Source organism: Streptomyces hebeiensis, assembly GCF_052983195.1.
The window spans coordinates 4,811,029-4,837,988 of record NZ_CM129812.1 but is presented as its reverse complement, the minus strand read 5'-3'; the positions used below and the strand labels follow the sequence as shown (position 1 = coordinate 4,837,988).

The 26,960-nt window shown below is 72.6% G+C and carries 19 protein-coding genes, 1 pseudogene and 1 riboswitch; of the genes and pseudogenes, 10 read left to right on the top strand and 10 right to left on the bottom strand.

The genetic code is table 11. The features are described 5' to 3' along the window. Positions 1-120: 120 nt before the first annotated feature. Positions 121-552, bottom strand: a complete 432-nt coding sequence (locus ACU6P3_RS20830) for an MmpS family transport accessory protein (RefSeq protein WP_447193605.1) — start codon at positions 550-552, stop codon at positions 121-123. Positions 553-685: 133 nt separating this feature from the next. Between ACU6P3_RS20830 and ACU6P3_RS20825 the strand changes: the two genes are divergently transcribed. Together ACU6P3_RS20825 and ACU6P3_RS20820 are read left to right on the top strand one after the other, a co-directional pair. Beyond that, a complete protein-coding gene (locus tag ACU6P3_RS20825) occupies positions 686-2,041 on the top strand; it encodes an SWIM zinc finger family protein (RefSeq protein ID WP_447193604.1) in 1,356 nt (451 codons plus the stop codon). Positions 2,042-2,091: 50 nt separating this feature from the next. Continuing rightward, the gene (locus ACU6P3_RS20820; protein ID WP_447193603.1) at positions 2,092-4,014 is read left to right on the top strand and encodes a DUF5691 domain-containing protein; all 1,923 of its coding nucleotides are present in this window, start codon (positions 2,092-2,094) and stop codon (positions 4,012-4,014) included. 280 nt (positions 4,015-4,294) lie between these two features. Here the strand turns inward: ACU6P3_RS20820 and icmB are convergent, their stop codons facing one another. Continuing rightward, complete coding sequence (icmB, locus tag ACU6P3_RS20815; RefSeq protein ID WP_030747301.1) at positions 4,295-4,708, bottom strand: coenzyme B12-dependent isobutyryl CoA mutase small subunit; 414 nt, start codon at positions 4,706-4,708, stop codon at positions 4,295-4,297. A gap of 601 nt (positions 4,709-5,309) precedes the next feature. On the opposite strand from icmB, the gene ACU6P3_RS20810 reads away from it, so the two are divergent. Together ACU6P3_RS20810 and ACU6P3_RS20805 are read left to right on the top strand one after the other, a co-directional pair. Continuing rightward, a complete protein-coding gene (locus ACU6P3_RS20810) occupies positions 5,310-6,161 on the top strand; it encodes an esterase/lipase family protein (protein ID WP_447193602.1) in 852 nt (283 codons plus the stop codon). Positions 6,162-6,495: 334 nt separating this feature from the next. Further along, positions 6,496-8,304, top strand: a complete 1,809-nt coding sequence (locus ACU6P3_RS20805; RefSeq protein ID WP_447193601.1) for a M23 family metallopeptidase — start codon at positions 6,496-6,498, stop codon at positions 8,302-8,304. A gap of 204 nt (positions 8,305-8,508) precedes the next feature. Here the strand turns inward: ACU6P3_RS20805 and ACU6P3_RS20800 are convergent, their stop codons facing one another. Further along, positions 8,509-11,154 carry an ATP-dependent DNA helicase gene (locus ACU6P3_RS20800; protein WP_447193600.1) on the bottom strand — a complete coding sequence of 882 codons (2,646 nt, stop codon included), beginning with the start codon at positions 11,152-11,154 and terminating at the stop codon, positions 8,509-8,511. A 250-nt stretch (positions 11,155-11,404) separates the two neighbouring features. Continuing rightward, positions 11,405-11,568: riboswitch (cyclic di-AMP (ydaO/yuaA leader) on the top strand. 1,489 nt (positions 11,569-13,057) lie between these two features. Between ACU6P3_RS20800 and ACU6P3_RS20795 the strand changes: the two are divergent. Then, positions 13,058-13,468: pseudogene (locus ACU6P3_RS20795) on the top strand (C40 family peptidase); the annotation flags it as partial. 123 nt (positions 13,469-13,591) lie between these two features. On the opposite strand, the gene ACU6P3_RS20790 reads toward ACU6P3_RS20795, so the two are convergent. Next, entirely contained in the window at positions 13,592-13,945 is a 354-nt protein-coding gene (locus tag ACU6P3_RS20790; protein ID WP_447193599.1) for a hypothetical protein, read from the bottom strand. Between the two features lie 296 nt (positions 13,946-14,241). Between ACU6P3_RS20790 and ACU6P3_RS20785 the strand changes: the two genes are divergently transcribed. Together ACU6P3_RS20785 and ACU6P3_RS20780 are read left to right on the top strand one after the other, a co-directional pair. Then, positions 14,242-15,297 carry a C40 family peptidase gene (locus ACU6P3_RS20785; protein ID WP_447193598.1) on the top strand — a complete coding sequence of 352 codons (1,056 nt, stop codon included), beginning with the start codon at positions 14,242-14,244 and terminating at the stop codon, positions 15,295-15,297. A 188-nt stretch (positions 15,298-15,485) separates the two neighbouring features. After that, a complete protein-coding gene (locus ACU6P3_RS20780) occupies positions 15,486-15,932 on the top strand; it encodes a hypothetical protein (protein WP_447193597.1) in 447 nt (148 codons plus the stop codon). Positions 15,933-16,017: 85 nt separating this feature from the next. Here ACU6P3_RS20780 and ACU6P3_RS20775 read toward each other — a convergent pair whose 3' ends face one another. After that, positions 16,018-16,740, bottom strand: a complete 723-nt coding sequence (locus ACU6P3_RS20775) for a LuxR C-terminal-related transcriptional regulator (RefSeq protein WP_447193596.1) — start codon at positions 16,738-16,740, stop codon at positions 16,018-16,020. 218 nt (positions 16,741-16,958) lie between these two features. Continuing rightward, positions 16,959-18,302, bottom strand: a complete 1,344-nt coding sequence (locus tag ACU6P3_RS20770; RefSeq protein WP_447193595.1) for a PspC domain-containing protein — start codon at positions 18,300-18,302, stop codon at positions 16,959-16,961. Between the two features lie 204 nt (positions 18,303-18,506). Between ACU6P3_RS20770 and ACU6P3_RS20765 the strand changes: the two genes are divergently transcribed. Further along, positions 18,507-19,922: a PspC domain-containing protein gene (locus ACU6P3_RS20765; protein WP_447193594.1), complete on the top strand. Its 1,416-nt coding sequence runs from the start codon at positions 18,507-18,509 to the stop codon at positions 19,920-19,922. A gap of 156 nt (positions 19,923-20,078) precedes the next feature. Here ACU6P3_RS20765 and ACU6P3_RS20760 read toward each other — a convergent pair whose 3' ends face one another. From ACU6P3_RS20760 to guaA, 4 genes are all read right to left on the bottom strand, one after another. Further along, positions 20,079-20,618: a DoxX family protein gene (locus ACU6P3_RS20760; protein ID WP_447193593.1), complete on the bottom strand. Its 540-nt coding sequence runs from the start codon at positions 20,616-20,618 to the stop codon at positions 20,079-20,081. Between the two features lie 218 nt (positions 20,619-20,836). Continuing rightward, positions 20,837-22,102: a hypothetical protein gene (locus ACU6P3_RS20755; protein WP_447193592.1), complete on the bottom strand. Its 1,266-nt coding sequence runs from the start codon at positions 22,100-22,102 to the stop codon at positions 20,837-20,839. A gap of 192 nt (positions 22,103-22,294) precedes the next feature. Continuing rightward, entirely contained in the window at positions 22,295-22,921 is a 627-nt protein-coding gene (locus ACU6P3_RS20750; RefSeq protein ID WP_447193591.1) for a Uma2 family endonuclease, read from the bottom strand. 166 nt (positions 22,922-23,087) lie between these two features. Further along, positions 23,088-24,680, bottom strand: coding sequence for a glutamine-hydrolyzing GMP synthase (gene guaA / locus ACU6P3_RS20745; RefSeq protein WP_447193590.1), 1,593 nt, complete (start codon positions 24,678-24,680; stop codon positions 23,088-23,090). A 480-nt stretch (positions 24,681-25,160) separates the two neighbouring features. Between guaA and ACU6P3_RS20740 the strand changes: the two genes are divergently transcribed. Further along, on the top strand, positions 25,161-25,487 hold the full coding sequence (locus ACU6P3_RS20740) for a chorismate mutase (protein ID WP_447193589.1): 327 nt from the start codon (positions 25,161-25,163) through the stop codon (positions 25,485-25,487). 257 nt (positions 25,488-25,744) lie between these two features. Beyond that, positions 25,745-26,827, top strand: coding sequence for a hypothetical protein (locus ACU6P3_RS20735; protein ID WP_447193588.1), 1,083 nt, complete (start codon positions 25,745-25,747; stop codon positions 26,825-26,827). The last annotated feature ends 133 nt before the right edge of the window (positions 26,828-26,960 follow it).

Genomic DNA, 26,960 nt, shown 5'->3' with positions numbered 1-26,960 from the left:
GGTCGACCGGATGTGGTTCCACCGTGCACCACGCCACTGACAATCGACCGTCTTCGCAGGCCGGAGCCCAATCCCGGGTGCGCCACCGGCTGCCGGCTCCGGCTGTGGGGCCAGGACCTCTCAGTCCGCGATCGGCGAGACCGCGACGCAGCCGCCCGCCGTCGCCAGTCCCTCGGCGGACTCCTCCTTGATCACCTCGCCCTTGTACGTGATCTTGCAGGTGACCTCGGCGCCCGTCAGGTCCGCGGCGGCCGGCATGACGGCGGGCGGCATGATGCCCCGCAGCGTGACCGTCTTCTTCCACGGCAGCGTGGGCTTCTCGACCGTCTCGATCTTCGGCTCCATGCCGTCGCCCTCCCCGCCGTGGAAGCCGATCGAGTCGACGTTCTTCCCGGTCACCTCGTAGGTGACCTCGTACTTCTCGTTGACGGCCTTGTCGACCTGCTTGGCCGCCTCGTCGGCGGCCTCGGAGCAGGCGCCCAGGCCCAGCGCGAGGCCGGTGACGGCGAGCGTGGTGACGGTGATGCGTGTGATGCGCGTGATGCGGTTCATCGGTCTGATCCCCCCGGATCCATGCTTGTAGAAGCTCGCAGAGTAGCAAAGGCCCGGCAAAACGGCGCCGTTGCGTTCTCGCCGAAAACGCAGGTCAGGCCGATTGTCAGTGGGGCGTCCTAACGTCGTGGTCATGAATGGACCGGGGGTGCGCTGGACGACGGAGCAGGTGCTCGCGCTGGCTCCTGACGACGCGTCGCGGAAAGCGGGCGGCAAGCTGAGCACGGCCGGGCCGTGGTCGGAGGCGGGTGCGGCCGACGGGGCCGTCTGGGGCCTGTGCAAGGGCAGCGGCAAGAAGCCGTATCAAACCGTGGTCGACACGGCCGGGCCCGCGTACAAGTGCAGTTGTCCCAGCCGGAAGTTCCCGTGCAAGCACGCCCTGGGGCTGCTGCTGCTCTGGGCGGCGGACGAGCGGGGCGTGACGGAGTCGGAGGTGCCCGAGTGGGCCGGGGAATGGCTCGAAGGGCGCCGGAAGCGGAGCGAGGAGAAGGCCGCGGCCCGGGCGGGCGGGGACGCCGGCGCGGCGGCGCCGCCGGCCGATCCCGAGGCGGCCAGGCGCAGGGCGGACCGGCGGGCGGCCCGGATCACGGCGGGGGCGACGGAGTTGGAACAGCGGCTGACGGACCTGCTGCGCGGCGGACTGGCCGCGGCGGAGCAGTCGGGTTACGGCCTGTGGGAGGAGACGGCCGCCCGCATGGTCGACGCGCAGGCGCCCGGGCTCGCGGGCCGGGTGCGGGAGTTGGGCGCCGTCCCCGGCTCGGGGCCCGGCTGGCCGGTGCGGCTGCTGGAGGAGTCCGCGCTGCTGCACCTGCTGACCAGCGGCTGGCTGGGGCTCGACCGGCTGCCCGGACCGCTGGCGGCGACGGTCCGCACGCGTGTCGGGCTCCCGTCGGTCACCGAGGGCGCGCCGGTCCGGGACCACTGGCTGGTCCTCGCCCAGTACGACACCTCGGACGGCAAGCTCGTCACGCGCCGCATCCGGTTGTACGGACGGGACTCGGGCCGATCGGCGCTGCTGCTCTCCTTCGGGGCGGCGGGCCGCTCACCGGAGCTGGGACTTCCGGTGGGCCTGATGATCGACGCGGAGGTCGTCCCGCACGCGGGGTCGGGAGCGCTGCGGGCGGACTGGGGCCGGCAGTTCGGCCCGCCCGGCCCCATCGAGGGACCGCCGCCGGGCGGATCCACCACCGACGCGGTGGAGGCGTACGGCCGGGCGCTGCGCGACGATCCCTGGCTGGACTCCTGGCCGGTGACGCTGCGGGAGGTCGTGCCGGTGCCCGCCCGGGACGGCGGGTGGCAACTGGCCGACGCGGACGGCACGTCCGCGCTGCCCCTCACGTCCGCCGCCGTCGCCCGGCCGGGGCTGTGGAAGCTGGCGGCGCTGTCGGGCGGTGGCCCGGTCTCGGTCTTCGGCGAGTGCGGCCACCGCGGCTTCCAGCCGTTGGCGGCCTGGGCCGAGGACATACCGGGGACGGTTCCGCTCACGTGACCGCGCCCCACGCGGTCCGAAAGGACCTGATGCCTGTACGGGAGGACCTGATGACCAGCACCACCGCGAGCACCCCGACCGCGAGCACCCCGACGGAGAACACCCCGACGGAGAACACCGCAGCGGACACCGCGACGGCGAGCACGCCGGCCGGGAGCGCTCCGGCCGCGAGTGCCGCCGGAAGGGCGACCGGCGCGAGCACCGTCGTGGGTGACGGCGGCGCGGGCACCACGACCGGCACGTCCGGGGCGGCCGGCCCCACCGGCCCGACGGCGGACTCCACACACGCGACGAGCCCCCGTGCCGCCACGGGCCCCGCCCTCCCCCACGCGGCGCACGGTGGCTCCCCGGCCGGCCCGGGGACGTCCTGGGAGGAGCTGGTCACCACGGCTCTGCTCGGCACGGACCGGCGCCGGCCCGCGCCGGGGATCCTGGCTCCGGGTCGGGACGAGCCCACGGCCCTGCTGGACGCCGCCGCGCTGCACACCGTACGACGCAGGGCCGGCCTGCTGCCCGCGAGCGCCGCCGCCCGGCCCGAACCCGCGCCCCGGGACGAGCGGGAGGAGTTGCCCGAAGCCGCCGCGCGACGGCTCGCGCAACTGCTCGCCGACCGGTCGGGCGGTCCCGGAGGCGGCGGGCGGCGGAGCACCGTCCCCGACCTGACCGAGTTGCTCCCGCAGTGGCTGGCCACCGCCAACGAGCGCGGCTACCGCGCCCCGGCCACCGCGCTCCCGGCGCTGCTCGACGCGGCCCGCGCGCGCACCGACCTGCGGCCGGGGGCACTGGCCTTCGCGGGGCCGCGCGGGCTGTGGCTCGCCCGGCTCAATCCGGAGTGGCGGTTCGCGCTGCGTGGCGGGTCCGGCAGCGCGACCCTGCCGGACACGCGGGACGCCGAGGGCGTCCGCCGACTGTGGGACGAGGGCCTGTTCGCCGAGCGGATCGCGCTGCTCGCGGCCGTCCGCACCCGTGATCCCGCCGCCGGCCTGGAGCTCTTGGCGTCCACCTGGTCCACCGAGCGCGCCGAGGACCGGCTGATGTTCCTCGATTCGCTTCGGACGCGGTTGTCCGGGGCGGACGAGCCGTTCCTGGAGCGCGCCCTGGCGGACCGCAGCCGCAACGTCCGCGCCACCGCGGCCGAACTGCTCTCCGCGCTGCCCGATTCGGCGTTCGCGGCCCGGATGGCCGCGCGCGCGGCCACCTGCGTGGGCATGGACCGTACGGGCGCGGGGCAGGTCGTCGCGGTCGAGGCACCACATGAGTGCGACGCCGACATGGAGCGGGACGGCGTCCTCGCGGCCGCCCCGGCGGGCCGTGGCGAACGGTCCTGGTGGCTGGGCCAGTTGGTGGAGGCGGCCCCGCTCGGCGGCTGGCCGGCCAGGCTCGGCGGCCGTACGCCCGAGGAGATCGTCGCGCTGCCCGTGCTGGACGGCTGGGCGGACGAGCTGCACGCGGCCTGGTGCCGGGCGGCGGTCCGCCAACGGGACGCGCGGTGGTCGGCGGCGCTTCTCGGGCCGCCGTCCGCGTCCCCGGCCGCGAGCCAGGGATCCCCGTCCCTGGCGGAGCGGGCCAAGCTGCTGGCCACGCTGCCCGCCGGGGAACGGGCCTCCTGGGTCGCGGCGTTCATCGCCGCGCACGGACTGTCGGAGGCGTTCCAGCTCCTGGGAGTCTGCTCGGTGCCCTGGGCGGAGCCACTGGGCCGTGCGGTGGTGGACGCGCTCGACATAGCCCGGGACGCCGGAAGCTACCCCTGGAGCTTCAGCGGGGTCATGGGCCTGGCGGAGCGCTGCCTGGACCCGTCGGAAGCCGGCCGTCTGGAACTGCTCACGGCCACCCCGGACGAGCCGGAGGGAGCGTCACCGGGCGCGGGCGGCTACTGGTCGGAGGCGTTCCAGCGCCTGGTCTCCACCCTGCGGCTGCGCGAGGCGATGCTGCGGGAGTTGACGGCGCCGTCGGACCCGCCGGAGACCACCTGACGGCTCGCACGGCCGTGTGGCGGTACGAGCCGTGCCGGTGCACGAGCCGTGACGGCAGGAGCCGCGGCCGCACGAGCCGGACCGTGCCGAAACGAGGCCCTGTCCCTCGCCCCTGCCGCGCCACCGCCCGGCCGGCCTGTGGCTGCCGTCGGCTGCCGTCCCGGCCCGGTCCCGGACGCCCATGGCCGGCAGCCGCGCGCCAGGAGCCGGCCGACCGGGCGCCAGGCATCGCCGGACGTCCGGGACCGGCCGGACGTCCGCGGGGATCGGCGTCCGGCGATCACGCACCCGCGGGCTGGCGCACGTTCTCGTTGACCCAGGAGACGATCGAGGTCGTGGTCGCGCCCGGGGTGAAGATCTCCGCCACGCCCTGTTCCTTCAGCAGCGGGATGTCCGCCTCCGGGATGATGCCGCCGCCGAAGACCTTGATGTCCTCCGCGTCCCGCTCCTTCAGCAGCTCTATCACCTTGGCGAACAGCGTGTTGTGGGCACCGGACAGGATGGACAGACCGATCGCGTCCGCGTCCTCCTGGATCGCCGTGTCCACGATCTGTTCCGGGGTCTGGTGGAGCCCCGTGTAGATGACCTCCATACCCGCGTCGCGCAGCGCCCGCGCGATCACCTTGGCCCCGCGGTCGTGCCCGTCGAGCCCCGGTTTGGCGATCACCACACGGATCGGACCCGTCACACCCATCACTGCCTCCACATACCGACCGCACCGTCATTTGGCACCGGCCCCCGTGCCCATCAGGACCCGGAGAAGTGAACGAACGTTATCCACAGCATCCCGCAGGCGACCGTTTCACGGCGGCCGGGGAGGGGGAAATCACACGGAGGGACATTGTTCGCTTTGCGTCGTTCGCGTGGTGCGCGGATCCTGAGCCGGACCGGGCCGGAGCGACAGCAAGGGGAGCCGCACAGGGATCGCTCCACGGGTGCCGCTCCGCAGCCCCGCCGACCGCGCGGCGCCGCTGTTCGGGCCCGTACCGGTGCGTCGACCGGACGGCGGACGCCGACCGGTGGCAGCGGCGGCTCCATGAGGGCACGCGGGGGACTTCGATCGCCTCCCGGGTGCCGTTCGGAGGTCGGCCATGAAGATTCCGCCGCTCTTTCCGCTCTCGCGTTCGTCGCTCATGCCGTTCCCGCCGCCATCGCTCCCCTCGCTCACCTCAATCGCCTCACTCCCCTCGCTCACCTCAATCGCCTCACTCCCCTCGCTCACCTCAATCGCCTCACTCCCTTCGCTCATCTCACTGCCTCCGCTCAGTGCGCTTCCCGGGCCGGCCTCGCTTCCCGTGCCCCGCCCGCCGTTCTTCCCGCTCACGCCGGTCCTCACTGGACTGCTGCGCCACCTCGGCCGCGTCCCCCTCCTGCGGTTCCCCGTTCCGCTCCTGCGCGCCTCGGTCCTCGACCTGGCCATCCTCACCGGCCATCTCGCGCTCTACCCGGCCGGGATCATCCAGGAGCGCCGAGCCACCCCGCTGCCGCCGGAAACGCGCCGGCTGCCGGCCGGGGGACACACCCGCCCACCGGTCGTACTGATCCACGGCTTCGTCGACAACCGCTCCGTGTTCGTACTGCTGCGCCGGTCCCTCGCCCGGCACGGCTGGCCCTATCTGATCTCCCTGAACTACTCACCGCTGACCTGCGACATCCGTTCGGCGGCCGAGCTGCTGGGCCGGGAGATCGAGGAGATCTGCGTCCGGACCGGCCATGGCCGGGTGGATGTCGTGGGCCACAGCCTCGGCGGCCTGATCGCCCGCTACTACGTTCAGCGACTGAGCGGTGACAGCCGCATACGCACCCTGGTCACGCTGGGTACCCCGCACGAGGGAACGGCGGCGGTCCCCCTCGCCAACGCCCACCCGGTCGTCCGGCAGATGCGGCCGGGATCCCCCGTCATCGAGGAGTTGCGGCTCCCCGCACCGGGCTGCCGTACGCACTTCGTGAGCTTCTGGAGCGACCACGACCAGCTGATGGCACCCGTGGAGACGGCCCGTATCGCGCATCCGGACCTCCCGGCGCGCAACGTGCGCGTGAGCGGCCTCGGCCATCTCGCCCTCCCGGTCCACCCTGCCGTCGCCACCGGAATCCGGCAGGCGCTGGAGGCCGATCTCGTACCCGACGGATCGGCCGTCGTCGCCTGACGGACGGCGGCTTCCGAGCAGCCGACGCCACAAGGCCCGAGACCGGCCCTGCGACATCCGGCTTCCGGAGTCGGCCCGTCCTCGTCGATTGGCCTCCCGTAGACACTCACGCTCGAACATGCTTCGAACATATGGCCAAAGCTGCGCCCGCAGTTCGCCGAAACACGGCCGAATGCCCGTTTCCACAAGGACCGAAACTTGCTGAAGATTGTCGCCGTCGCATACCGCCGGGTACAGTCGCGGCCACTGCTTTCCCTCTGGGGTCCCCTCCGCTCACGCAGGAGACCGGCCCCCGGAAGACCCTGGTTCTGCTGCCGAGGCGAGAGAGAAGTTGGTGAACGACCAGCACGCCCACGCCGGGTACGCGGCATACGACGGTTACCAGAACGGCACCAACGGCACCTTCGAAGCAGATCCACTCTTCGGTAGCCTCCCCGGCGGCCAGGAGGCCGCCACCTCCCATGGTGAGTACGTCCCGCAGTACGCCGCCACCCCCCAGTGGGACAGCGGCGCGTACGAGACGGGCGGCTACGACACGTACGCCACCACCGCGTCACCCGCCACTCCTCAGTACGAGGCCACGGCGCAGTGGGACACCACCGCGTGGAACCAGGCCGACCCGCTCACGGGCCCGCTGAACGGGTCCGAGCAGACAGGGAAGTTCGACGCGGCGCCGTTCGGGTACGACGCGTCGGGCCAGGTCATCACCGCCCCGTTCGATCCGGCTCAGGCAGCCCAGTTCGAGGCGGCGCAATTCGATGCGGCGCAGTTCGATGCGGCGCAATTCGAGACAGCCGGGTTCGAATCGGCTGGGTTCGAGACGGCCGGGTTCGACGGAACCACGTTCGAGAGCGTGCAGTTCGAGAAAGCACAGCCGGGGACGGACCAGTTCCCGGCCGCACCCCTGGGTTACGAGGCGACCCAGCAGTGGATGGCGCCCACGTTCGGCACCGGAACGTACGACACCACCGCCTGGAACTCGGCGACTGCGACGGCCGATCAGGCGGGCGGCGCGACGGAGTCGTCGGACCCTTACCAGGACTCCCTCGGCACCGAAGCCGTAGCCCCGGAGCAGTACCACCCCGGGTACGACGGCCAGGAGCCGTACGGCCAGGGCGAGTTCGATACGCCCCCGGGCGGCTACGACGCCTCCGGCACGGAGACCGGGGCATCAGCCGGACCCGGCAGCGGCACCGGCACCGGGGCGGGCCCGGACACCGGAGCCGGTTCCCCGGCCGACGGCGGCGAGAACCCGGCCGGCGCCGAGAACGACGGGGGCCGGTCCGACGCCGGCCTCGACCCGGACTCGGTGCACATGGCGCCGACCATGACCGTTCCCGCCATAACCGTCGAACCCCGGGCCGCCCGCCGGGCGGGCAGCGGTGGCAGCAGGGGCCGTCGCCGTACCCCCGCCAAGCGTTCCGCGCTGCTCACCGTCGCCGTACCCTCCGCCTGCGTGATGGGCGTCGCCGGTATCGCCGCCGCCTCCGTCAGCGGCATCAGCGGCGAGGAAGGCCAGGACGAGACCACCACGACGGCGTCGGCCGAGGACACGGCGGCCGTACAGACCGCCGCGGCCAGCCAGGCCAACAACAAGCTGGACACCCAGCTCGAGGCCCTCAGCGCCGAAGCGCGTGACTTCGGTGACCGTGCCAGCCGTACGCAGGAACGCATCGACCTCAAGGAGCGGCAGGACGCGGAGAAGAAGCGGCGCGCGGCGGAAGCGGCGCGCAAGGAAGCGCTGCGCCCCAAGTTCGCACTGCCCGTCACCCAGCAGGGCCTCAGCGCGCAGTACGGCCAGGCCGGCGTCAACTGGATGTCCATGCACACCGGCATCGACTTCCCCGTGTCGTACGGCACGCCTGTCATGGCCGCGACCGACGGTACGGTCCGCACCCAGTACAACAGCGCCTACGGCAACATGGCCATCGTGACCGCGCCCGACGGCACCGAGACGTGGTACTGCCACCTCAGCAGCACGAAGATCCGCTCCGGCTCCGTCAAGGCCGGCGAGGTCATCGCCTACTCGGGGAACTCCGGCAACTCGACCGGCCCGCATCTCCACTTCGAGGTACGGCCGGGCGGCGGCGCCGCGATCGACCCGCTGGCTTGGCTGCAGAGCCACGGCCTCAACCCGCTGTAGGCCCGGGGGCCGAGGGCCTGGGGGCCGAGGGCCTGGGCCGAGGTTCGGCCATCGACGGATCCCACTCGGGGAGCCGCCCCTTTCGGACGGCCGGACAGCCGGACGCACCGCGTTCGCACCCGCGGACCGCTTGGCCGCCGGCCACTCACCCGCCGGCCGCACCCCAGCCGTTCCGGCGGGGGCGGCACGACCGGCGGCACCGCCTCAGAGCTTCTCGACCGGCGCGTAGCGCAGCAGCAGCCGCTTCGGCTTCGCGTCGCCGAAGTCGATCGTCGCCTGCGCGTCCGCGCCCGTCCCCGTCACCGCCGTCACCGTGCCAAGACCGAACTGGTCGTGTGTGACACGGTCACCCACCGCCAGCGAGATCACCGGCTTGTCCGTCGCCCGCCGGGTGGCGAAGCCCGCCGGGCCGCCGGTCCTGCTCCGAGCGGACGAGGCCCCTGACAGCGAGGACAGGGACGACAACGAGGACGCGATCCCGGAGGTCGGCCCGGCCGGGATCTGCGCCCCGGTCCGCTTCCACTCCAGGTGCCGTTCCGGAATCTCCTCCAGGAACCGTGACGGCGGGTTGTAGGAGGGCTGCCCCCAGGCGCTCCGCATCGACGACCGGGTCAGGTAGAGGCGCTCGCGGGCGCGCGTGATGCCCACGTACGCGAGACGCCGCTCCTCCTCCAGCTCCTTCGTCTGGCCGAGCGCCCGCATGTGCGGGAAGACTCCGTCCTCCATTCCCGTGAGGAACACGACGGGGAATTCGAGCCCCTTCGCCGTGTGCAGCGTCATCAGCGTGATGACGCCGGAGCCGTCCTCGTCCTCGTCGGGGATCTGGTCGGAGTCCGCGACGAGCGCCACCTGCTCCAGGAACTCGGCGAGCGTGCCGGTGGCGGCGGTCGCGGTCGCAGTGGCGGTCGCGTCATCGGCGGCGGTGTCCGTCGCCGTGCCGGTACCGGTGGCGGTGTCGGTCACGTCGCCGCCGGTCTCGGCCGTGCCCGTGGCAGCGGCCTCACCGCCCTCGCCGCCCTCTCCTCCGCCGCCTGCCTGGCCGCGCGCCTGCTCGAACTCCAGCGCCACCGCCGCCAGTTCCTGGAGGTTCTCGATCCGCGTCTCGTCCTGCGGGTCGGTCGACGCCTGGAGCTCCGCCAGATACCCGGTCCGCTCCAGTACGGCCTCCAGGACCGTCGCGGGCCCCGCGCCCGACTCGACGACCGTGGTCAGCTCCTCCATCAGCGTGTTGAACCGCTTGACGGCGTTGGCGGAGCGCGCCGCCATTCCGTACGCCTCGTCCACCCGCCGCAGCGCCTGCGGGAAGGTGATCTTCTCGCGCATGGCGAGGGCGTCGATCATCGCCTCGGCGCGCTCCCCGATGCCGCGCTTGGGCACGTTGAGGATCCGGCGCAGCGGGACGCTGTCCTCCGGGTTGGCCAGCACCCGCAGGTAGGCCAGTACGTCGCGGACCTCCTTGCGCTCGTAGAAGCGCACCCCGCCGACGACCTTGTACGGCAGGCCCACCCGGATGAAGATCTCCTCGAAGACGCGCGACTGCGCGTTCGTACGGTAGAAGACGGCGACGTCGCCCGCCCTGGCGTCGCCCGCGTCCGTCAACCGGTCGATCTCGTCGGCGACGAACTGGGCCTCGTCGTGCTCCGTGTCGGCGACGTAGCCGGTGATCTGCGCGCCCGCGCCCGCCTTCGTCCACAGGTTCTTCGGCCGACGGCTCTCGTTGCGCTCGATGACCGCGTTGGCGGCGCTCAGGATCGTCTGGGTGGAGCGGTAGTTCTGCTCCAGGAGGATCGTCGTCGCGTCCGGGTAGTCCTCCTCGAACTGGAGGATGTTGCGGATCGTGGCGCCCCGGAAGGCGTAGATCGACTGGTCGGCGTCACCGACGACGCACAGCTCGGCCCGGTCCTGGCCGGCTCCGGCCCCGTCCTCGCCACCGCCCTGCCCGGAGGGGGCCACCAGTTCGCGTACGAGTGAGTACTGGGCGTGGTTGGTGTCCTGGTACTCGTCCACCAGGACGTGCCGGAACCGCCGCCGGTAGTGCTCCGCGACATCGGGGAACGCCTGGAGCAGATGGACGGTGGTCATGATGATGTCGTCGAAGTCCAGGGCATTGGCGTCCCGCAGCCGGGCCTGGTACATGCGGTACGCCTCGGCGAGCGTCTTCTCGAATCCGTCGGCGGCCCGGTCGGCGAAGGTCTCCTCGTCGATCAGCTCGTTCTTCAGGTTGGAGACCTTGGCGCTGAAGGACTTGGGCGGGTAGCGCTTGGGGTCCAGCTCCAGGTCGCGGCAGACCAGGGCCATCAGGCGCTTGGAATCGGCGGCGTCGTAGATCGAGAACGACGACGTGAACCCCAGCCTCTTCGATTCGCGCCGCAGGATCCGCACACACGCGCTGTGGAAGGTCATCACCCACATCGCGGCGGCGCGCGGTCCGACGAGTTGCTCGACGCGCTCCTTCATCTCGCCCGCGGCCTTGTTGGTGAAGGTGATCGCCAGGATCTGGCCCGGATGGACATGGCGGGTGCCCAGCAGGTGCGCTATCCGGTGCGTCAGCACCCTCGTCTTGCCGGACCCCGCACCGGCCACGATGAGCAGGGGCGAACCCGAGTGCGTGACGGCGGCACGCTGCTCTTCGTTCAGTCCTTCGAGCAGGGCGGCGGGGTCCACCACCGTACGGGGCGAGCCGTTGCGGTGGTAGGCGTCCCTGGGCGCCGGGGGCGAGTCGAACTTCCCCTCGAAGAGATCGTGCGGCACCTCCTCGCGGGCATGCTCGTCATGCTCCTCGGGCGGTGGCGGAAGCTCGTCGGAGGGCTGGAGGTCCGCCAGGAAACTGTCGTCGAAAAGGCTGCTCATCGCCTTCCGAGTCTAGGCCGCCCCACCGACAGTCCGTACCCGCCTTCACCCGTCTCCCCCCGCCTTCACAAAGCCCCTGGTCACGTACTGTGGCAGCGCGAACACGGCCGTGCGCCCCGACGCACGTCACACCCGCGAAGGTCACGAAAACGTATCGGGCATATCGGCCATCCGCCTTCACACAAGCGCCACACTTTGGCTAGCGTGCTCCGTCAGGCAGCCCGTACCCTCAAGGCGATCCACGCCAAGCGGGCGGCCCACGCCGAATTCGGGCTTCCCGAGGGGGAGTTCGAAGCCGGGGACCCACTTCGCACGACCGGGGTGAATCGGGCCGTACGTCTCAGGCCCGTAGGGCAGCCTTCCGTTCCGCCCGAACCCGACAGCTAACCCGGTAGGCGGTCCACGGAAGGAGATGCCGACCTTGGCGTCGCATCGCAAGTCGCGCGGCCGCGACGGAGTCCCCACGGACTCCCCCGCCAACGGTGTGACGGCGGCCGCCCTCGCTTCGGCCACGCTGCTCTCGACGCGGGACGTGCTCGACGCGCCGTCCGCGCCCACCCCGCCCCTCGAGGCGAAGCCGTCCCTGGAAGAGGTGCAGCAGAAGGTCAGCGACCTGTACCGCCAGGCCGGTGGGGCGACTCCGCAGAACAACAGGTCGAAACCGGCCAGGGAGGCCGCGGAGAAGAAGGGGAAGTCGGCGAACCCGGGGAATCCTGGGCGGCCGGGTAGGCAGGACAGGCAGAAGAGCACCGTCGGTCGCGTACTCGACGACGTGGCCAGACTCGCGGAGGCCAAGCTCACGGACGGCAGGCGCGCGGACGGCAAACGGGCCGACGGCAGGAGAGCCGGCGGCGATCGGGCGGACACGGAGCCGGCGGCCGGCCGGTACGGGTCCCCTCGGATGCCCGGTGACTCGGCGGCCGGACAGTACCGGAACGGGGGCCTCAGCCCCACGGCGGCCCAGTTGTTCTCGGACGGCCCGCGGTCGTACACCGAAGGCGGCGCGACGGCCGGATCCATGACGGGACGTCAGGCAGGTCCCGCTTCAGGACCCGGGACGGGATCCATCCCGGTTGTCCCGCCCGTTCCTCTCGTTCCTCCTGTTCCTACCGCCCCACCCGTAGTCCCGGACGTCCCGATCGCCTCGGCTGCCCCGGCCGCCCCCGTCTCCCCGGCCGTCGCGGACGTCCCGGACGATCCGGCGCGGCAGGCCGCGATCGCGAAGAAGATGCGCAAGCGGGCGGCGGAGAAGGCCGCGCGGATGGCGTCGTTGAACGCCTCGCAGGCCTCGCTCCGTACCAGCAAGCAGAACGTTCAGCGGAAGCTGCGGACCGCGCGGACGCTGCTGGCCCGGCTCACCGCCGAGGAGCAGGAGCGACTGGCCGCGCTGGAGCGCGCGAAGGAGGCGGAGGCCCGCCGCGCGGCGGAGGCCAGAGCCGAGGCCGAGGCCCGCGCGGCGGCGGAGGCCCAGGCCGCGGCCGAACTCCTGCGGCAGGAACGAGCGGCGCAAGAGCGGGCGGAGCAGGAACGAGCAGCGCAGGAACGCGCGGCGGGAACCTGGGCCGGCGCCCGACGCGCCACGGCCACCGGAACCGGCTCCGTACGCCTCCCCGAATCGATCACCGGTACGGGCTCCACCCCGATGCCGCCGTCGATCACCGGAACCGGCGCGATCCCCGCACCCCGATCGGCCACCGGCACGGGAGCGAGTCCGATGCCCCCGTCCGTCACAGGGACCGGCATGATCCCCGCGCCCCGGTCGGCCCCCGGCACCGGCGCCGCCAACGGCGCCGTCCCCGCGCCCCGGTCGGCCACCGGAACCGGCTCCGTACGCCTCCCCGAGTCGGTCACGGGGACGGGCTCGCCCGCACTGCCCACGTCGGTCACCGGAACCGGACGGGTCGCCGGAGTCGGTTCGCCCACCACTACAGGTTCCGGCACGGGCACCGGGACCAGCACGTACGCGGCCAAGGCCGCCAAGGTCCTCGCCTTCGCCCGCGCGCAGATCGGCAAGCCGTACGTCCGGGGCGCGGCCGGCCCCAGTTCGTACGACTGCTCCGGGCTGACGCAGGCCGCCTGGAAGGAGGCGGGCGTGGAGATGCCGCGTAGCACCTGGGACCAGGTGAAGACCGGCACACGCGTCGCGACCGAGGGGCTGCTCCCCGGCGACCTGGTCTTCTTCTACGACGACATCAGCCATGTCGGGATCTACATCGGCGACGGCATGATGATCCACGCCCCCGGACCGGGCTCGAACGTCCGCGAGGAATCGATCTACTACATGCCGATCTACGGCAGCGTCCGCCCGGCCTGAGAGAGCCGGCCCGCACGGAGCGGCCCGGACCGCGCTGGGAAAGCATGGTCCGGGCCGCTGCGCACCCGTGTCGTTGTCCCGCGCCGATAGGCCGACGGAGCGGTCAAGCCCGGTCCGAATCCATCAGGTCCAGAGCGTGGCGATCAGGATGTTGGCGACTGTCAGTCCCCCCACCGCGCCGAACAGCGGCTTCGGCGCGACCTCCTCGTCGCGCTTCACGTACACGATCCCCAGGATCACGACCAGCACGGCCAGCTTGACGCCGATCTTGATGTTGTTCACCGCCGCGCCGTCGGCCTGGTTGAGGCCGACCAGCACCATGCCGGTGAGCAGCATCGTCAGGGCTCCGTGCAGCATCGCCGGGCTGAAGGTCGCCGTCCCGGCACTCATGGCCTTCGTCTGTGTCAGGAAGCCGCCGAGCAGTGCGGCGATGCCGACGATGTGCAGGGCGACGAAGACATTGATGAGTACGTCCATGGCCCGGAGCCTAACCAGGTCGGTATCGGCGCTCTTCGGGCAGGGTGTGGCTTTGTCGCCTTGGCGGTGAATCGATCCATTGCGGGCCCCGGATCCGCTGTTCCAGAGACCTGCGTGAACACAAAGCATCCTGCAACGGTCACCTCACGCCAATAGCGGCCATGCCGCCGTCGAGCAGTGATCTCGCGCTTACCGTCCTTCTCCGGGCGGCCCGCCTCCGCGGGCCGCCCGGCTCCGCGGACGCTCCACCTCCGTGGACCGCCCACCGCACGACACGAGGAAGAGGACCCGCCCCCGTGGGAGCGCACAGAAAACCGAAACGACGATCTCTGGCCGGTCCGGCCGGCCGCACCGCCGCCACGATCGCGCTCACCGGCGCGGCGACGGCCACCGCCCTCGACAGCCCCGCACACGCCGAGCCCCGTCTGACGCCCGCGCAGGTCAAGGCCGAGGTCGACCGGCTCTACGAGCAGGCCGGGGCCGCGACCGAGAAGTACAACGGGGCGAAGGAGAAGGCGGACGCCGCCCGGGACTCCCTGGCCGAGCTGCGGGACGAGGCGGCCCGCAGGACGGCGCGGCTCAACACCTCCCGGGCCGCGCTCGGCTCGATCGCCGCCGCGCAGTACCGGTCCGGCGGCCTCGACCCCGCCGCGCAGCTCGTCCTCAGTTCCCGGCCCGACGACTACCTCAGGGACGCCTCCCTCGCCGAGCGGGCGGGGACCCGCCAGGCCGCCATGATCGCCGGAGTCCGCAGGGGGCTCTCCGAGATCGCCGGTGTGCGTGCACGGGCGAACGGCCGGCTCTCCGAACTCAAGACCCGCCAGAGCGAACTCGCACACCACAGAGCCACCGTCGAGAACAAGCTGGCCTCCGCCCGGCGGCTGCTCGACGGCCTCACCGCCGCCCAGCGGGCGCGGTACGCCAGGGACGCCGCACAGGACGACCAGGGCGGCGCGGCGGGCCCCGGCGGCCCGCAGGGCGCGGGGACCGTCCCGGCACCGAATCCACGCGCCGCCTCGGCCGTCGCGTTCGCCCACGGAGCGATCGGGAAGCCCTACGTCTGGGGCGCCACCGGCCCCGGCTCCTTCGACTGCTCGGGGCTCACCCAGGCCGCCTGGCGCGCCGCGGGCGTCGCCCTCCCGCGCACCTCGTACGCCCAGATCAATGTCGGCCGACGCGTGAGCCGTGATCAGCTGGCCCCGGGTGACCTGGTGTTCTTCTTCTCCGGCATCAGCCATGTCGGCATCTATGTGGGCAATGGCCAGATGATCCACGCCCCGCGGCCCGGCACAGCGGTCCGGATGGCGCCCCTGGACCAGATGCCGTTCGCGGGAGCCACCCGCCCCGCCTGACCGGCCCGCCCCGCCTGACCGGCCCGCCCCGTCCGACCGCCCCGATCTGGCCGTGCCCTGTCCGGCCGTCCCGCGTGCCATGTCCCGGCGCGGGCCGGATCGCCGGACCGGTCCGCTCCAGGATGCCCCGCTCCCGTATCCGGGTCACGATGAGCAGCAGCACGCCATCGGCCCATGAAGGGGGAGCCGTGAGAGGAGCCGACGCCACCGGGGCGCATGCCGCGCACACCGCTCCCACCGCCGCTCCCCGGGCCCGGACCACCGGAGGTACCGCGCTCACGGTCACGGTTCTCGCGGTCGGAGCGCTCTTCGTACTCGCCCCCGTCGGTCTGACCCCCCGGGGCTGCGGGGACCTCTCCGGGGGCCGGCTCTGCGTGGCGGGCCCGATCGGCGGCACGGGCGGGTTCACCGTCCGGTACGTGCGCCACGGTGCCGGCCCCGGGCTTTCCGTACGACTCGGCTACCAGCGCAAGGACGAGCGGATCACCGCGTTCCCCGACTGGTTCGGCACCTCGCCCACCCGCTCCGGCCGCGCCGAGCTGTCCCGTACGATCGCCACGCTGCCGGGCGAGTGCATCCGCGGTCTGCTGGACCACCGGGGCCGGGTGTTCGTCACTGAGTGGCTCTGTTCCTGATGCCGGTCGCGGCACTGGTCCGGACCCCGCGCAGTCCCGAGAGCCCCGCGCGGCCCCAAGAGCCCCGCGGCCCCGGGACGGGGCGTCAGACCAGTCTGCGGGCCGTCGCCCAGCGTGTCAGCTCATGGCGGTTGGAGAGCTGGAGCTTCCTCAGCACGGCCGAGACGTGCGACTCCACGGTCTTCACCGAGATGAAGAGCTGCTTGGCGATCTCCTTGTACGCGTATCCCCGCGCGATCAGCCGCAGCACCTCGCGCTCCCGCTGGGTGAGCCGGTCCAGGTCCTCGTCGACCGGCGGGGCGTCCGTCGACGCGAAGGCGTCCAGTACGAAGCCGGCCAGCCGCGGTGAGAAGACCGCGTCGCCCTCCTGCACCCGGAAGATCGAGTCGACCAGATCGGCGCCGGTGATCGTCTTGGTGACATAGCCACGGGCACCGCCCCTGATCACGCCGATGACGTCCTCCGCCGCGTCCGACACCGACAGGGCGAGGAAGCGCACGGGGTCGACGCTCGCCCCCATCAGAGGGGCGCAGCGGCGCAGCACCTCCACTCCGCCGCCGCCCGGCAGATGGACATCCAGCAGGACGACCTCGGGACGCGTCGCCGTGATCACGCTGATCGCCTGGGCGACATCCGCGGCCTCGCCGACGACCTCCACACCGGTCTGCTCGGTGACCCCGATCTCGGCCTGGACACCGGTACGGAACATCCGGTGGTCGTCGACCAGCACGACGCGGACCCGGCGGCCCTCGTCGGCCGGGCTTCCGCTCTCGCCGGCAGTGCCCCCGGCCGGTACGCCCTCGTTCATGCCTTGCCCCTCACCCATTGGTCCCGTGCCGTCGTCCGCCTGTCCGGCGGCGGATCGTTTTCCGGCATCTCCTGTCACCGTACGGCCCCGGTCCCGCGGCCGTCGGCCCGGCCGTCGGCCGGCCTCACCCGAGCCCGGCGAGTCCGCCGCCCGGCGAGTCCGCCGCCCGCCGAGCCCGCCGGCCGACGAGCCCACCGCGCGACGAGCCCGCCGTCCGGTCAGCCGGCGGCCCGGTCGGCTGTTCGGCCGGCGGCGTCGTCCTCCGCCGTCGCCCGCTCCATCTCCAGCTCGACCTCCGTCCCGCCGCCCGGCACCGAGCGCAGCCGCGCCGACCCGCCGTTGCGGCGCATCCGGCCGATGATCGACTCCCGCACACCCATCCGGTCGGCGGGCACCGCGTCCAGGTCGAAGCCGGGCCCCCGGTCCCGTACGGAGACGAAGACCGTACGGCCCTCCACCTCCGCGAAGACCTGCACCGCCCCTCCCTCGCCACCGTACTTGGCGGCGTTGACCATCGCCTCACGCGCGGACTGCATCTGGGCCGACAGCTTCTCGTCCAGCGGGCAGTCACCGACCACGACGACCTCGATCGGCACGCCGTGGTGGTCCTCCACCTCGGCCGCCGTCCGCTTCACCGCCTCGGCGAGGGTGGCCGGCTCGTCCTCCTCGTCCTTGCCCGTGCCCTCCGGCCGGTACAGCCAGGCCCGCAGCTCCCGCTCCTGGGCCCGGGCGAGGCGGCGCACCTCGCCGGGCTCGTCCGCGTTGCGCTGGATGAGCGTGAGGGTGTGCAGCACCGAGTCGTGAACATGCGCGGCGACCTCGGCGCGCTCCTGGGCGCGGATACGCATCAGCCGCTCCTCGGAGAGGTCCTGGGCCATCCGGACCAGCCAGGGCCCGACCAGCAGCCCCATCCCGGCCACGACGGCGATCGCGCCGGTCAGTACGTTCCCGAGCTGCGCCGCCGAGCCGCGCACCACGACGAAGACCGTGAGGCCCAGGGCCACCAGCGCCACGCCCGCCACGCCGCGCGCGAGCTGGAGCACCTGGCGGCGGCTGCCGACCTCGGTCCACCGGGCGCGGCGGGCGTTGTCGGCCTGTCGCCAGACCAGCACCACGCCCGCGCCTATCAGCAGCACCGGCCAGATGTACCGGTCGGCCTGGCTGCGGCCGAGGTTGACGTTTCCCACGAACGTGCCGAAGCCGATCAGCAGCGCGACCAGGGCGACTATCTGGCCCTTGTCCGGCTTGCGGAGCCGGCGCCTGCCGTCGGGGCTGGTCTCGAACATGGGACGCGCCGCGACCGCGGTTCCGCCGACGCCGAGCGGGACGACGAACCAGAAGGCGGCGTAGAGCACCGCGCCGAGGCCCTGGGAGAAGAGGAGGCCGAGGAAGACCAGCCGGACCCAGACGACCGGAATGCCGAGGTGTCCGGCCAGCCCGCGCGCCACTCCGCCGAGCATCCGGCCGTCCGCGCTGCGGTAGAGCTTGCGCACCCCGGGCTCCTCCGGCGCGGCGGCGCGGGAGGAGGGCATGGCGGCGGGGCGGGGCGGGGCGCTCGGCATGCCATCGATGGTCACACGGCGGGACGTGCGGGGGCATCAGGGTCGGATCCCTGACAAGCCCCTGAGACGCCCCTGATCCCGGGTCGGCTCCGGCCCGTCCCCGGCCCCGCCGCGCGCCCCCGACGCCGATCAGGGGCGATATCAGGGACAGGCCAGGGTCGATGCCGCTGGAGCCACGGCCACCGCCCCGTCACCATGGAACGCATGACCCAGCCGCCCGAGCCGCCCGCCGCACCGCCGGCCCCTCCTCCCCCTCCGCCTCCCGAATCCGGCCGATCCGGTCCCGCCGGCCCGGCCGACCGGGCCGGCACCCCTCTTTCCGTCGCGAGCACGCCGTTGCGTCGCTCACGGCGGCACAAGGCGGTGGCGGGCGTGTGCGGCGGGCTCGGACGGCATTACGACCTGGATCCGGTGATCTTCCGGATCGCCGTCGGCGTCCTCTCGCTGACCGGCGGGGTGGGGCTGATCTTCTACGGTTTCGCCTGGCTCCTCCTCCCCCTGGAGGGAGAGGAGGAGAACGAGGCCCGCAGGCTGCTCTCGGGCCGGGTCGACGGTGCGTCGCTGATCGCCGTGCTGCTCGCGCTGATCGGCTGTGGCCTGTTCCTGTCGATGCTGAGCAACGGGCAGACGCTCGGCTTCGCCACGATGCTGACGCTGGCGGTCGCGGGCGCGGCGGTCTGGTCCCAGCGCCGCCGGATCGTCCCACCCGGCGGGACGGCACCGGACGCCATGGCGGCGCACGCGGTGGGAGACGTGCCTCCTGAGACCAAGGCGCCGCCCACCCCGGGCACGCCCTCATGGTGGCGCGACGGACTCTCCAAGGACGGACTCTCCAAGGACGGCCGCTTCGGGAGCGCTCTGTTCGAGGGGGGCCCGACGGGCTGGACGGTCAGTTACCCGGGCTACATATGGGGCCCGGCCGACACGGCGGCGGACGCGGCCCCGCCCGCGAGCGGGCGGCGGCCGGCCCGCCCGGCCGGGCAGCGGGGGCCGCGCTGGATCGGCGGGCTCGTCTTCCTGCTGGCCCTGCTCGCGGGCGGGCTCGGTACGGGCCTGTCGTGGGAAGGACGCCCGTTCGCCACGAGCGTCCAGACCGGGCTGACCGCCGCGCTGGTGGTCTTCGGTCTCGGCCTCGTGCTCGCCTCCTTCGTAGGGCGTACGGGCCTCGGCACCATCTTCCTGGCGACGGTGACGGCCGTGCTGCTCGCGGGTGCCTCGGCGCTGCCGAAGGACATCTCCACGCACTGGAGCCGCACGAACTGGAAGCCCGCCTCGGTCTCCGCGGTGCAGGACCGGTACGGGCTGGGCTCCGGGGACGGGACGCTCGACCTGAGCGATCTGGCCGTCCCTCAGGGGCGGACCGTGCGTACGGCCGTCGATGTCGGGGCCGGGCGGCTGCGGGTCCTGGTGCCGCCGGAGGCGACGGTACGGGTCCACGCCGAGGCCGGTCTCGGAGACATCCGGTTCCCCGGGGACCCACACAACGACACGGACGTCTCACCGGGCCGTTCGCGGGAGGACACCCTTCGGCCCGCGGTCGGCGCGCCCCCGGCGGGCACGCTCGACCTGCGGCTCGAAGTCGGTCTGGGACAGGTGGAGGTGACCCGTGTCGCGTCATGAGTTCCGGCCGGGCCGTCTGGTCGCGGGCCTGGTGATGCTGGGCGCCGCCACGGCGTACGCGGGAGACGCGACCGGTGCCTGGCAGGTGCCGTGGTACGCCGTGTTCCCGATGCTCTCGGGCGGGCTCTCCCTCGCCGCGCTGTCGGCCTGGACGGCCTACCGGATACGTCGCCGACGCCCGGCCCGCAGCGCGTCCAGCGAGAACGACGGCGCTCCGGCGAGCACCAGCGGCACCCACGCCATCAGGTAGGGCAGGTCGTTGCCGTAGTAGTACGGGGTGCTCTGCCAGCTGACGGTCAGCCACAGGCTCAGGGACAGCAGAACGCCCCCGAAGGCGGCGAGCCGGGTCAGCACGCCGAAGAGCGCGCCCAGGCCCACGGCGAGTTCGCCGATGGCTATGGCGTAGCCGAAGCCGGCGGGGTTCTTCAACGCCAGGTCGACCAGGGCCGGGACGGCGGAACTGTCACGGACGCCACGCATCATCTCGCCGACCGATCCGGGGCCGCTCGCGGCGAAGAAGCCGTTCTGGGTCAGCTTGTCGATGCCCGCGTAGACGAAGGTGACGCCGAGGAAGATCCTCAGCGGCAGCAGGGCGTGGCGTGTGGCGGTCTGCCGCACCCCGCCGCCTCGCCCCGGACCGCCGTCCATGTCGTAGGTGGCCGCTCCATAGGTGTCCGCCCGGTAGCTGTGCGTCATCGCCGGTCCGCCTCTCCCTGTCCGCGCCACAGTCGCGAGGAGGTACGTCTCCCCGCGCGCCTCCTCCATGCATACGCAGGGGGCGCTTGGGTCACTCAGTCAACCAGCCGGGGAAGCCGTTGTAACCGGCCGGAGCGTGGAGGTGTCCTGTCCGGGCTGGTATCCGTGCGCCAGGGGGCCGGGGGGTCTTCCGCGCTGAGGGACTGCGCCGAGACCGGTCAGTCCGCGACCTCGACGACGACCCGGTTCGTCTCCACGCCGGCCGCCGTCACCACCTGTACCTCGACGGGGCCGGGCTCCACGTCCACCGGGACGGGCACGGTCAGCGCCGTGTCCGACGGGTTGGCGAACCCGCCGGGCACCGGCACGAGCGGAACGTGGACGTGTACGGGCCCGATCCTGACGACCATCCGGGCCAGCCGGTCCGGCGTGCCCGCGCCCGGGGGGACGAATCCGGCGCCCCGGATCTCGATGTCGTCCCCGGTACGGATCGGAGCGTCCAGGTCGCCCGCCTCCCGGGCCCGTACCACCGACAGGACGACGGGCCGCCCGCCTTCCGCGTACTTGCCCGCGAAATAGGTGGCGGCGGAGACGACGACCAGCAGGACGAGCGCCCAGGGCAGGTCGGGCAGCTGGTCGGGCCGCCGGGCCAGCCGGACGGCGGAGAACACCACGGCGACGGCGTTCACCAGCGTGTACTGCACATCGGTGAAACTGCCGCGCCCGCTGTCGTCGCAGAGCAGGTCGGCGGGGCGCGGCCGTTCGGCCCGCACCTTCTGCAGCCGCTGGGCCAGCACCCGTACGGTCACCACCCGGCGTACGACGACGGCGATGGCGCAGACCACGGCCAGTACGGTCACCAGGCCGATGCCCCGGGCGAGTTCGAGTCCGGCGATCAGTTCGTCCCGCCTGTCGGGTCCCGCGGCGCCCGCGAGCTGGAGGGCGAGCACGAGCACGGCGAAGACGACGAGCAGCACCCAGCCGGACGCGACGGTGCGCGAGGTCGACAGCCGGTTGTCCTCGCCGATGAGCGGTGCCAGCAGTCCGCCGCGCGCCCGGTGCAGCCGGGCGGCCGCGGTCAGCAGCCCGGCGACGACGAGGGCGGCGAGCAGTCCGGCCGTGCGCGCGGCGGTCCAGCCGGCGCCGATCGCGGTGCCGGCCTGGCCGAGCGCGATCACCGCGACGGCGCCCCAGACCGCCAGCAGCGTATGGCGCGGAACCGTGTGCAGCCAGGCCTCGCCCGCCTCCCGCCCGCGCTCCGCCACCGCGCGGGCGGACTCGGTCAGCGCGTCGGACACCCACTGACGAGAGGCGCCCGCCGAGTGCGCGAGCGCGGTGGGAAGCCCCCGCCCCGCCGCCAGTTCGTCCCGTTTCACCAGGAACGCGGCGACGGCCCGTCGATGTCCCTCACGTGCCCCGAGCGGACAGTCCCCGCACGTACAGCTCCCGCCGTGCGCACGCCGCTCCGCGTCTTGCACCGCCACCCCGAACGCCGCCTTCCCCACCCCGAGACCCCGAGCCACGGCGACCTTGGCGAACTGCCGTGAACGTCCGTGCCGTAACTGGGAATTGTGCCGTACGAGGGCGGTGGCGCGCGCCGCCGGAAGGCGAGGAAGAGTGAGAACCCGGTGACGGAGTTGACACGCCGGACCGGCGGGTCTCAGGGACCCTCGGCCTCAGTCGTCCTGGGACGGTCGGCGTCGGTTCACCGCGGTGAGGTCGATGTCGATCGGGAACGGCTCCTTCAGCTCCAGCCGCTCGCGGTGGATGCCGGTCGGCACGTACACGTGAGTGGCCGGGTCGAGTTCGTAGCTGTAGACGACGGGGAGGCCGTGTTCCTTCTCGACCCGCCAGAAGTGACGTACGCCCGCGGCAGCGTACTTGCGCGGTTTGATGTCACGGTCGCGTTCCACCGAGTCGTCCGAGACGACCTCGACGGCGAGAACAATGTCCTCGGGGCGGAACCACGTCTGGTCCGGGTCCGGATCCGCGTCCTCATCACCCTCCCCCCGAAAGACCACGAGGTCCGGCTCCGGGCGGTTTTTTCGGTCGATCCTGATCGTCATCTCGCGATCCACGTCCAGGCCGTCCGGCAGCTGCGAGAGCAGGCTGTTCTCCAGCAGCCACATGGTGCGCGTGTGGAACCTTCGCTGCGGACTCACGAAAACAAGACTCCCGTCGATCAGCTCGGTGTGCGGCGGGAGGCCCGGAATCCGGTCGAGATCGTCCGCGGTCCAGCCCCCGGCGGGCGGGATCGGCCACTGGTACCGCGGTTCCAGCCCATGCTCAGGTGCGGCGCTCATGATTGCTCCCATGCGACGGAGTCTCGCGTCTATCAGCAGCGTACCCACGCCGAACAGCGACGCCGCCGCCCAAACGAATGAGCGACGGCGTCGGTGTTGACCTGCTGCCCGTGTCAGGCGGCACGGGCCGGGGCCCGGCGGCACGGGCCGGGGCCGGGAGGAGTGGTCACTCCCACTCGATCGTCCCCGGGGGCTTGCTCGTCACGTCGAGGACCACGCGGTTGACCTCCGCGACCTCGTTGGTGATGCGGGTGGAGATCTTCGCCAGCACCTCGTACGGCATGCGCGTCCAGTCCGCCGTCATCGCGTCCTCCGACGAGACCGGCCGGAGCACGATCGGGTGGCCGTACGTGCGGCCGTCGCCCTGGACTCCGACGGAGCGGACGTCCGCGAGGAGGACCACCGGGCACTGCCAGATGTCGCGGTCGAGGCCGGCGGCCGTCAGCTCCTCGCGGGCGATGGCGTCCGCCTCGCGTAGCAGGTCGAGGCGCTCGCGCGTGACCTCGCCGACGATACGGATACCGAGACCGGGGCCGGGGAACGGCTGGCGCTCGACGATCTCGTCCGGCAGGCCCAGCTGCCGGCCGACCGCCCGGACCTCGTCCTTGAACAGCTTGCGCAGCGGCTCGACCAGCTCGAACTCGATGTCCTCGGGGAGGCCGCCGACGTTGTGGTGGGACTTGATGTTCGCCGTGCCCGTACCGCCGCCGGACTCCACGACGTCCGGGTAGAGGGTGCCCTGGACGAGGAACGCGACGTCCTCGCCCTCCGCGCCCGCCTCGGCCACGATCTCGGCCTGCGCCTGCTCGAAGACCCGGATGAACTCCCGGCCGATGATCTTCCGCTTCTGCTCGGGGTCGGACACCCCGGCCAGCGCCGTCAGGAAGCGCTCCTGCGCGTCGACCACCTTGAGCTGGACGCCCGTCGCGGCCACGAAGTCCTTCTCGACCTGCTCGGTCTCGCCCTTGCGCATCAGCCCGTGGTCGACGTACACGCAGGTCAGCTGGGACCCGATGGCCTTCTGCACCAGCGCGGCCGCCACGGCCGAGTCCACCCCGCCGGACAGGCCGCAGATGGCACGCTTGGTGCCGACCTGCGCGCGGATGACCTCGATCTGCTCGTCCACCACGTTCGCGGTGGTCCAGCTCGGCTCGATGCCGGCGCCCCGGTAGAGGAAGTGCTCCAGGACCTGCTGGCCGAAGGTGGAGTGCATCACCTCGGGGTGGTGCTGGACCCCGTACAGCTTCTTCTCGTCGTTCTCGAACGCCGCGACCGGGACCAGGTCCGTGGACGCCGTGACGGTGAACCCCTCGGGGGCGGCGGAACACGCGTCGCCGTGGGACATCCAGACCGGCTGCTCGACCGGGGTGCCCTCGAAGAGCGTGGAGTCGGGGCGGGAGACCCGCAGCTCGGTACGGCCGTACTCGCGCGCACCCGTGTTGTCGACGGTCCCGCCGAGCGTGGTCGCCATCAGCTGGAAGCCGTAGCACATCCCGAAGACGGGGACCCCGGCCTCGAAGAGCGAACGGTCGACGGTCGGCGCGTGCTCCGCGTACACGGAGGACGGGCCGCCGGAGAGGATGATCGCCCTGGGCTTCCTGGCCAGCATCTCCGCCACGGGCATCGTGGACGGCACGATCTCGCTGTACACCCGGGCCTCGCGGACGCGGCGGGCGATGAGCTGGGCGTACTGCGCGCCGAAGTCGACGACGAGGACGACGTCGGGCGTGGCGGGGGCGGCGGGGGGCGCTGCTGGCACGTGGCGGCCTTCCGGCGATGGAGAGTGACTCGGGGTTCTCCTCGATTCTAACGGGGGGCGCCGACACCCACGGGGACGCCGAGCGATGGAGCACCCACGCCCCGCCCGCACCGTTCCGGCGTCCGGCTCCGCACGCCGTTCCCCCGCACCGTTCGGGCGTCCGGACCCGGCGGCCCGCCACCGTCCCCGCGGCCACCGCCACCGCCATCGCCACCGCGGCCACCGCCACGGCCAGGACCACCGGCCGTCTCACCATGCGGCACGCTCCGCCCCCTCCGGGAGGCAGGGTCCATACTGGGAGCATGCGTCAGCAGCACAGCTTCGTCTTTACCTATGGCACCGGCCCGTCCGGCTGCCATGGTCGTGCTGCTTGATCTGACAAGCGACCTCCCAGGCGCCCCGGGCCGAACAGGCCCGGGGCGCCTGTCGCGTCCGGGGCCGTCCGGCCGGCGGGGCACCGCTCCCGAAAGGCTTCAGCCCATGGCAGTCGACACCGGCACCGTGACCACCTCCGACCGCGTGACCGCTCCCGCCACCGAGCGGACCGGCGCCCGTACGGACGAGGCCGCCGCACTCATCGGCGGCGCCCGCGAGCGCATCGACGCGCTCGACGACCGGATCCTCGGCCTCGTACAGGAACGGATGGCGGTCTCGGCGGTGATCCAGGACGCCCGGATCGCCTCCGGGGGCCGCCGGGTCAATCTCTCGCGCGAGATGGAGATCCTCGGCCGCTACAGGGACGCCCTCGGCAAACCCGGTACGGCGCTGGCGATGACACTGCTGGAGCTGTGCCGGGGCCACGTCTGAGGCCACCCGCCGAGGGAACCGGCCGGCACTGGGAGGTCCCCGGTGCCGGCCGGTTCCCTCGGTGGCACCGCAGGGGGACCTGCGGCGCATGTGACACAGGACACTTAAAGATTCTGTGAAAACGAGGACAACCATTCACACGTGTCACAGGTCTTGCTTGCGAAATCCAACGGCCTCACCTGTGTCCCCCAGCCGGGGAAGGCCCCACGACTCAACGCACCGCGCCCAGCGGTGCGCCGGACATCGCAGAGGTCTTCATGAAGCTCCGCCGCTCCCTGGCCGTCGCCGCCGCGACCGCTGTCATAGCGCCCACCGCCTTCCTCGCGGCCCCTGCCGCCTTCGCGGCCGACGGGGCCCAGGACACCACGGTGACCGAGCCGCAGCCGCCTTCCGGACCTGACGCCCAGACACCCGAGAGCCCCGACCAGGACCCGTCCGGGCCCGGGACGTCACCCGAGGGCCAGGACCCCTCCGCGACCGCCTCCGAGCCTGCCGCGGAGACCCCGGAGAACCCGGAGACTCCGGAGAACCCCGAGCCGTCGGCACCCGGGTCCGAGACCACCCCGGAGACTCCCGCCCCCTCCCCGTCCGCCGCCGAGCCGACCGACCCGGGCGCCTCCCCGAGCGCTTCCCCCGGTGACGGCCCCGAGGGCTGCCTGGACGGCGAAGAGGTGAAGGAGGACACGAACCTCAAGACCACGTTCTCCGGTCTCCCGGAGCGCGTCGTCGCGGGCAGCGGCTTCCACGCCTTCACCCTCGACGTCGCGAACAAGGGGAACACCGACTACCGGCGCGTGGACCTCGGCGTCTTCGCCGCGCAGGTCGACGGTGACACCTTCGAGGACCGCACCGATCACCTGACGCTCCAGTACAAGGACCCCGAGTCCGGTACGTGGAAGAACATCTCCGTCGACGCCGAGGACGACGAGCAGGGCTACCTCGGCTACACGGACGTCAAGGCGAAGACGACGTACTCCGTCGACCTGCGCATGAGCGTGGACAAGTCCGCCCCCGACGGAATCGGTTACGCGTTCGGCATCGGGCTCTACGCCGACGACGAGGGTGACTGCGTCGTCGGGGACTACGAGGTCTACCTGTTCGACGTCCTCGCCGCCGGAAAGGACGCGGGCGACCCCAACGAGGCCACCCCGCAGGGCGGCAAGAAGCCGCTGCCGGCCAAGCCCGCGGGCAACACGGAGATCAAGCCGACGGGCACCCTCGCCGAGACCGGTTCCTCGTCCGTGCTCCCGGTCGTCGGGATGGCCGGCGGAATCGCGGTCGTGGCCGGTGCCGGCGTGATGTTCGCGGTGAAGCGGCGCCGGAGCGGCGCCGCCGCGTAACGAAGAACGCCGTACGAGCGAGCCGTTCGGGCCGCACCGGCCGCACGGCCGCACGCACGCGGCACGCACACGGGCGGCGTGCGAACGGCCCGCATACGTAAGAGGCGCTGCACTCGGAGGGGGGTGCAGCGCC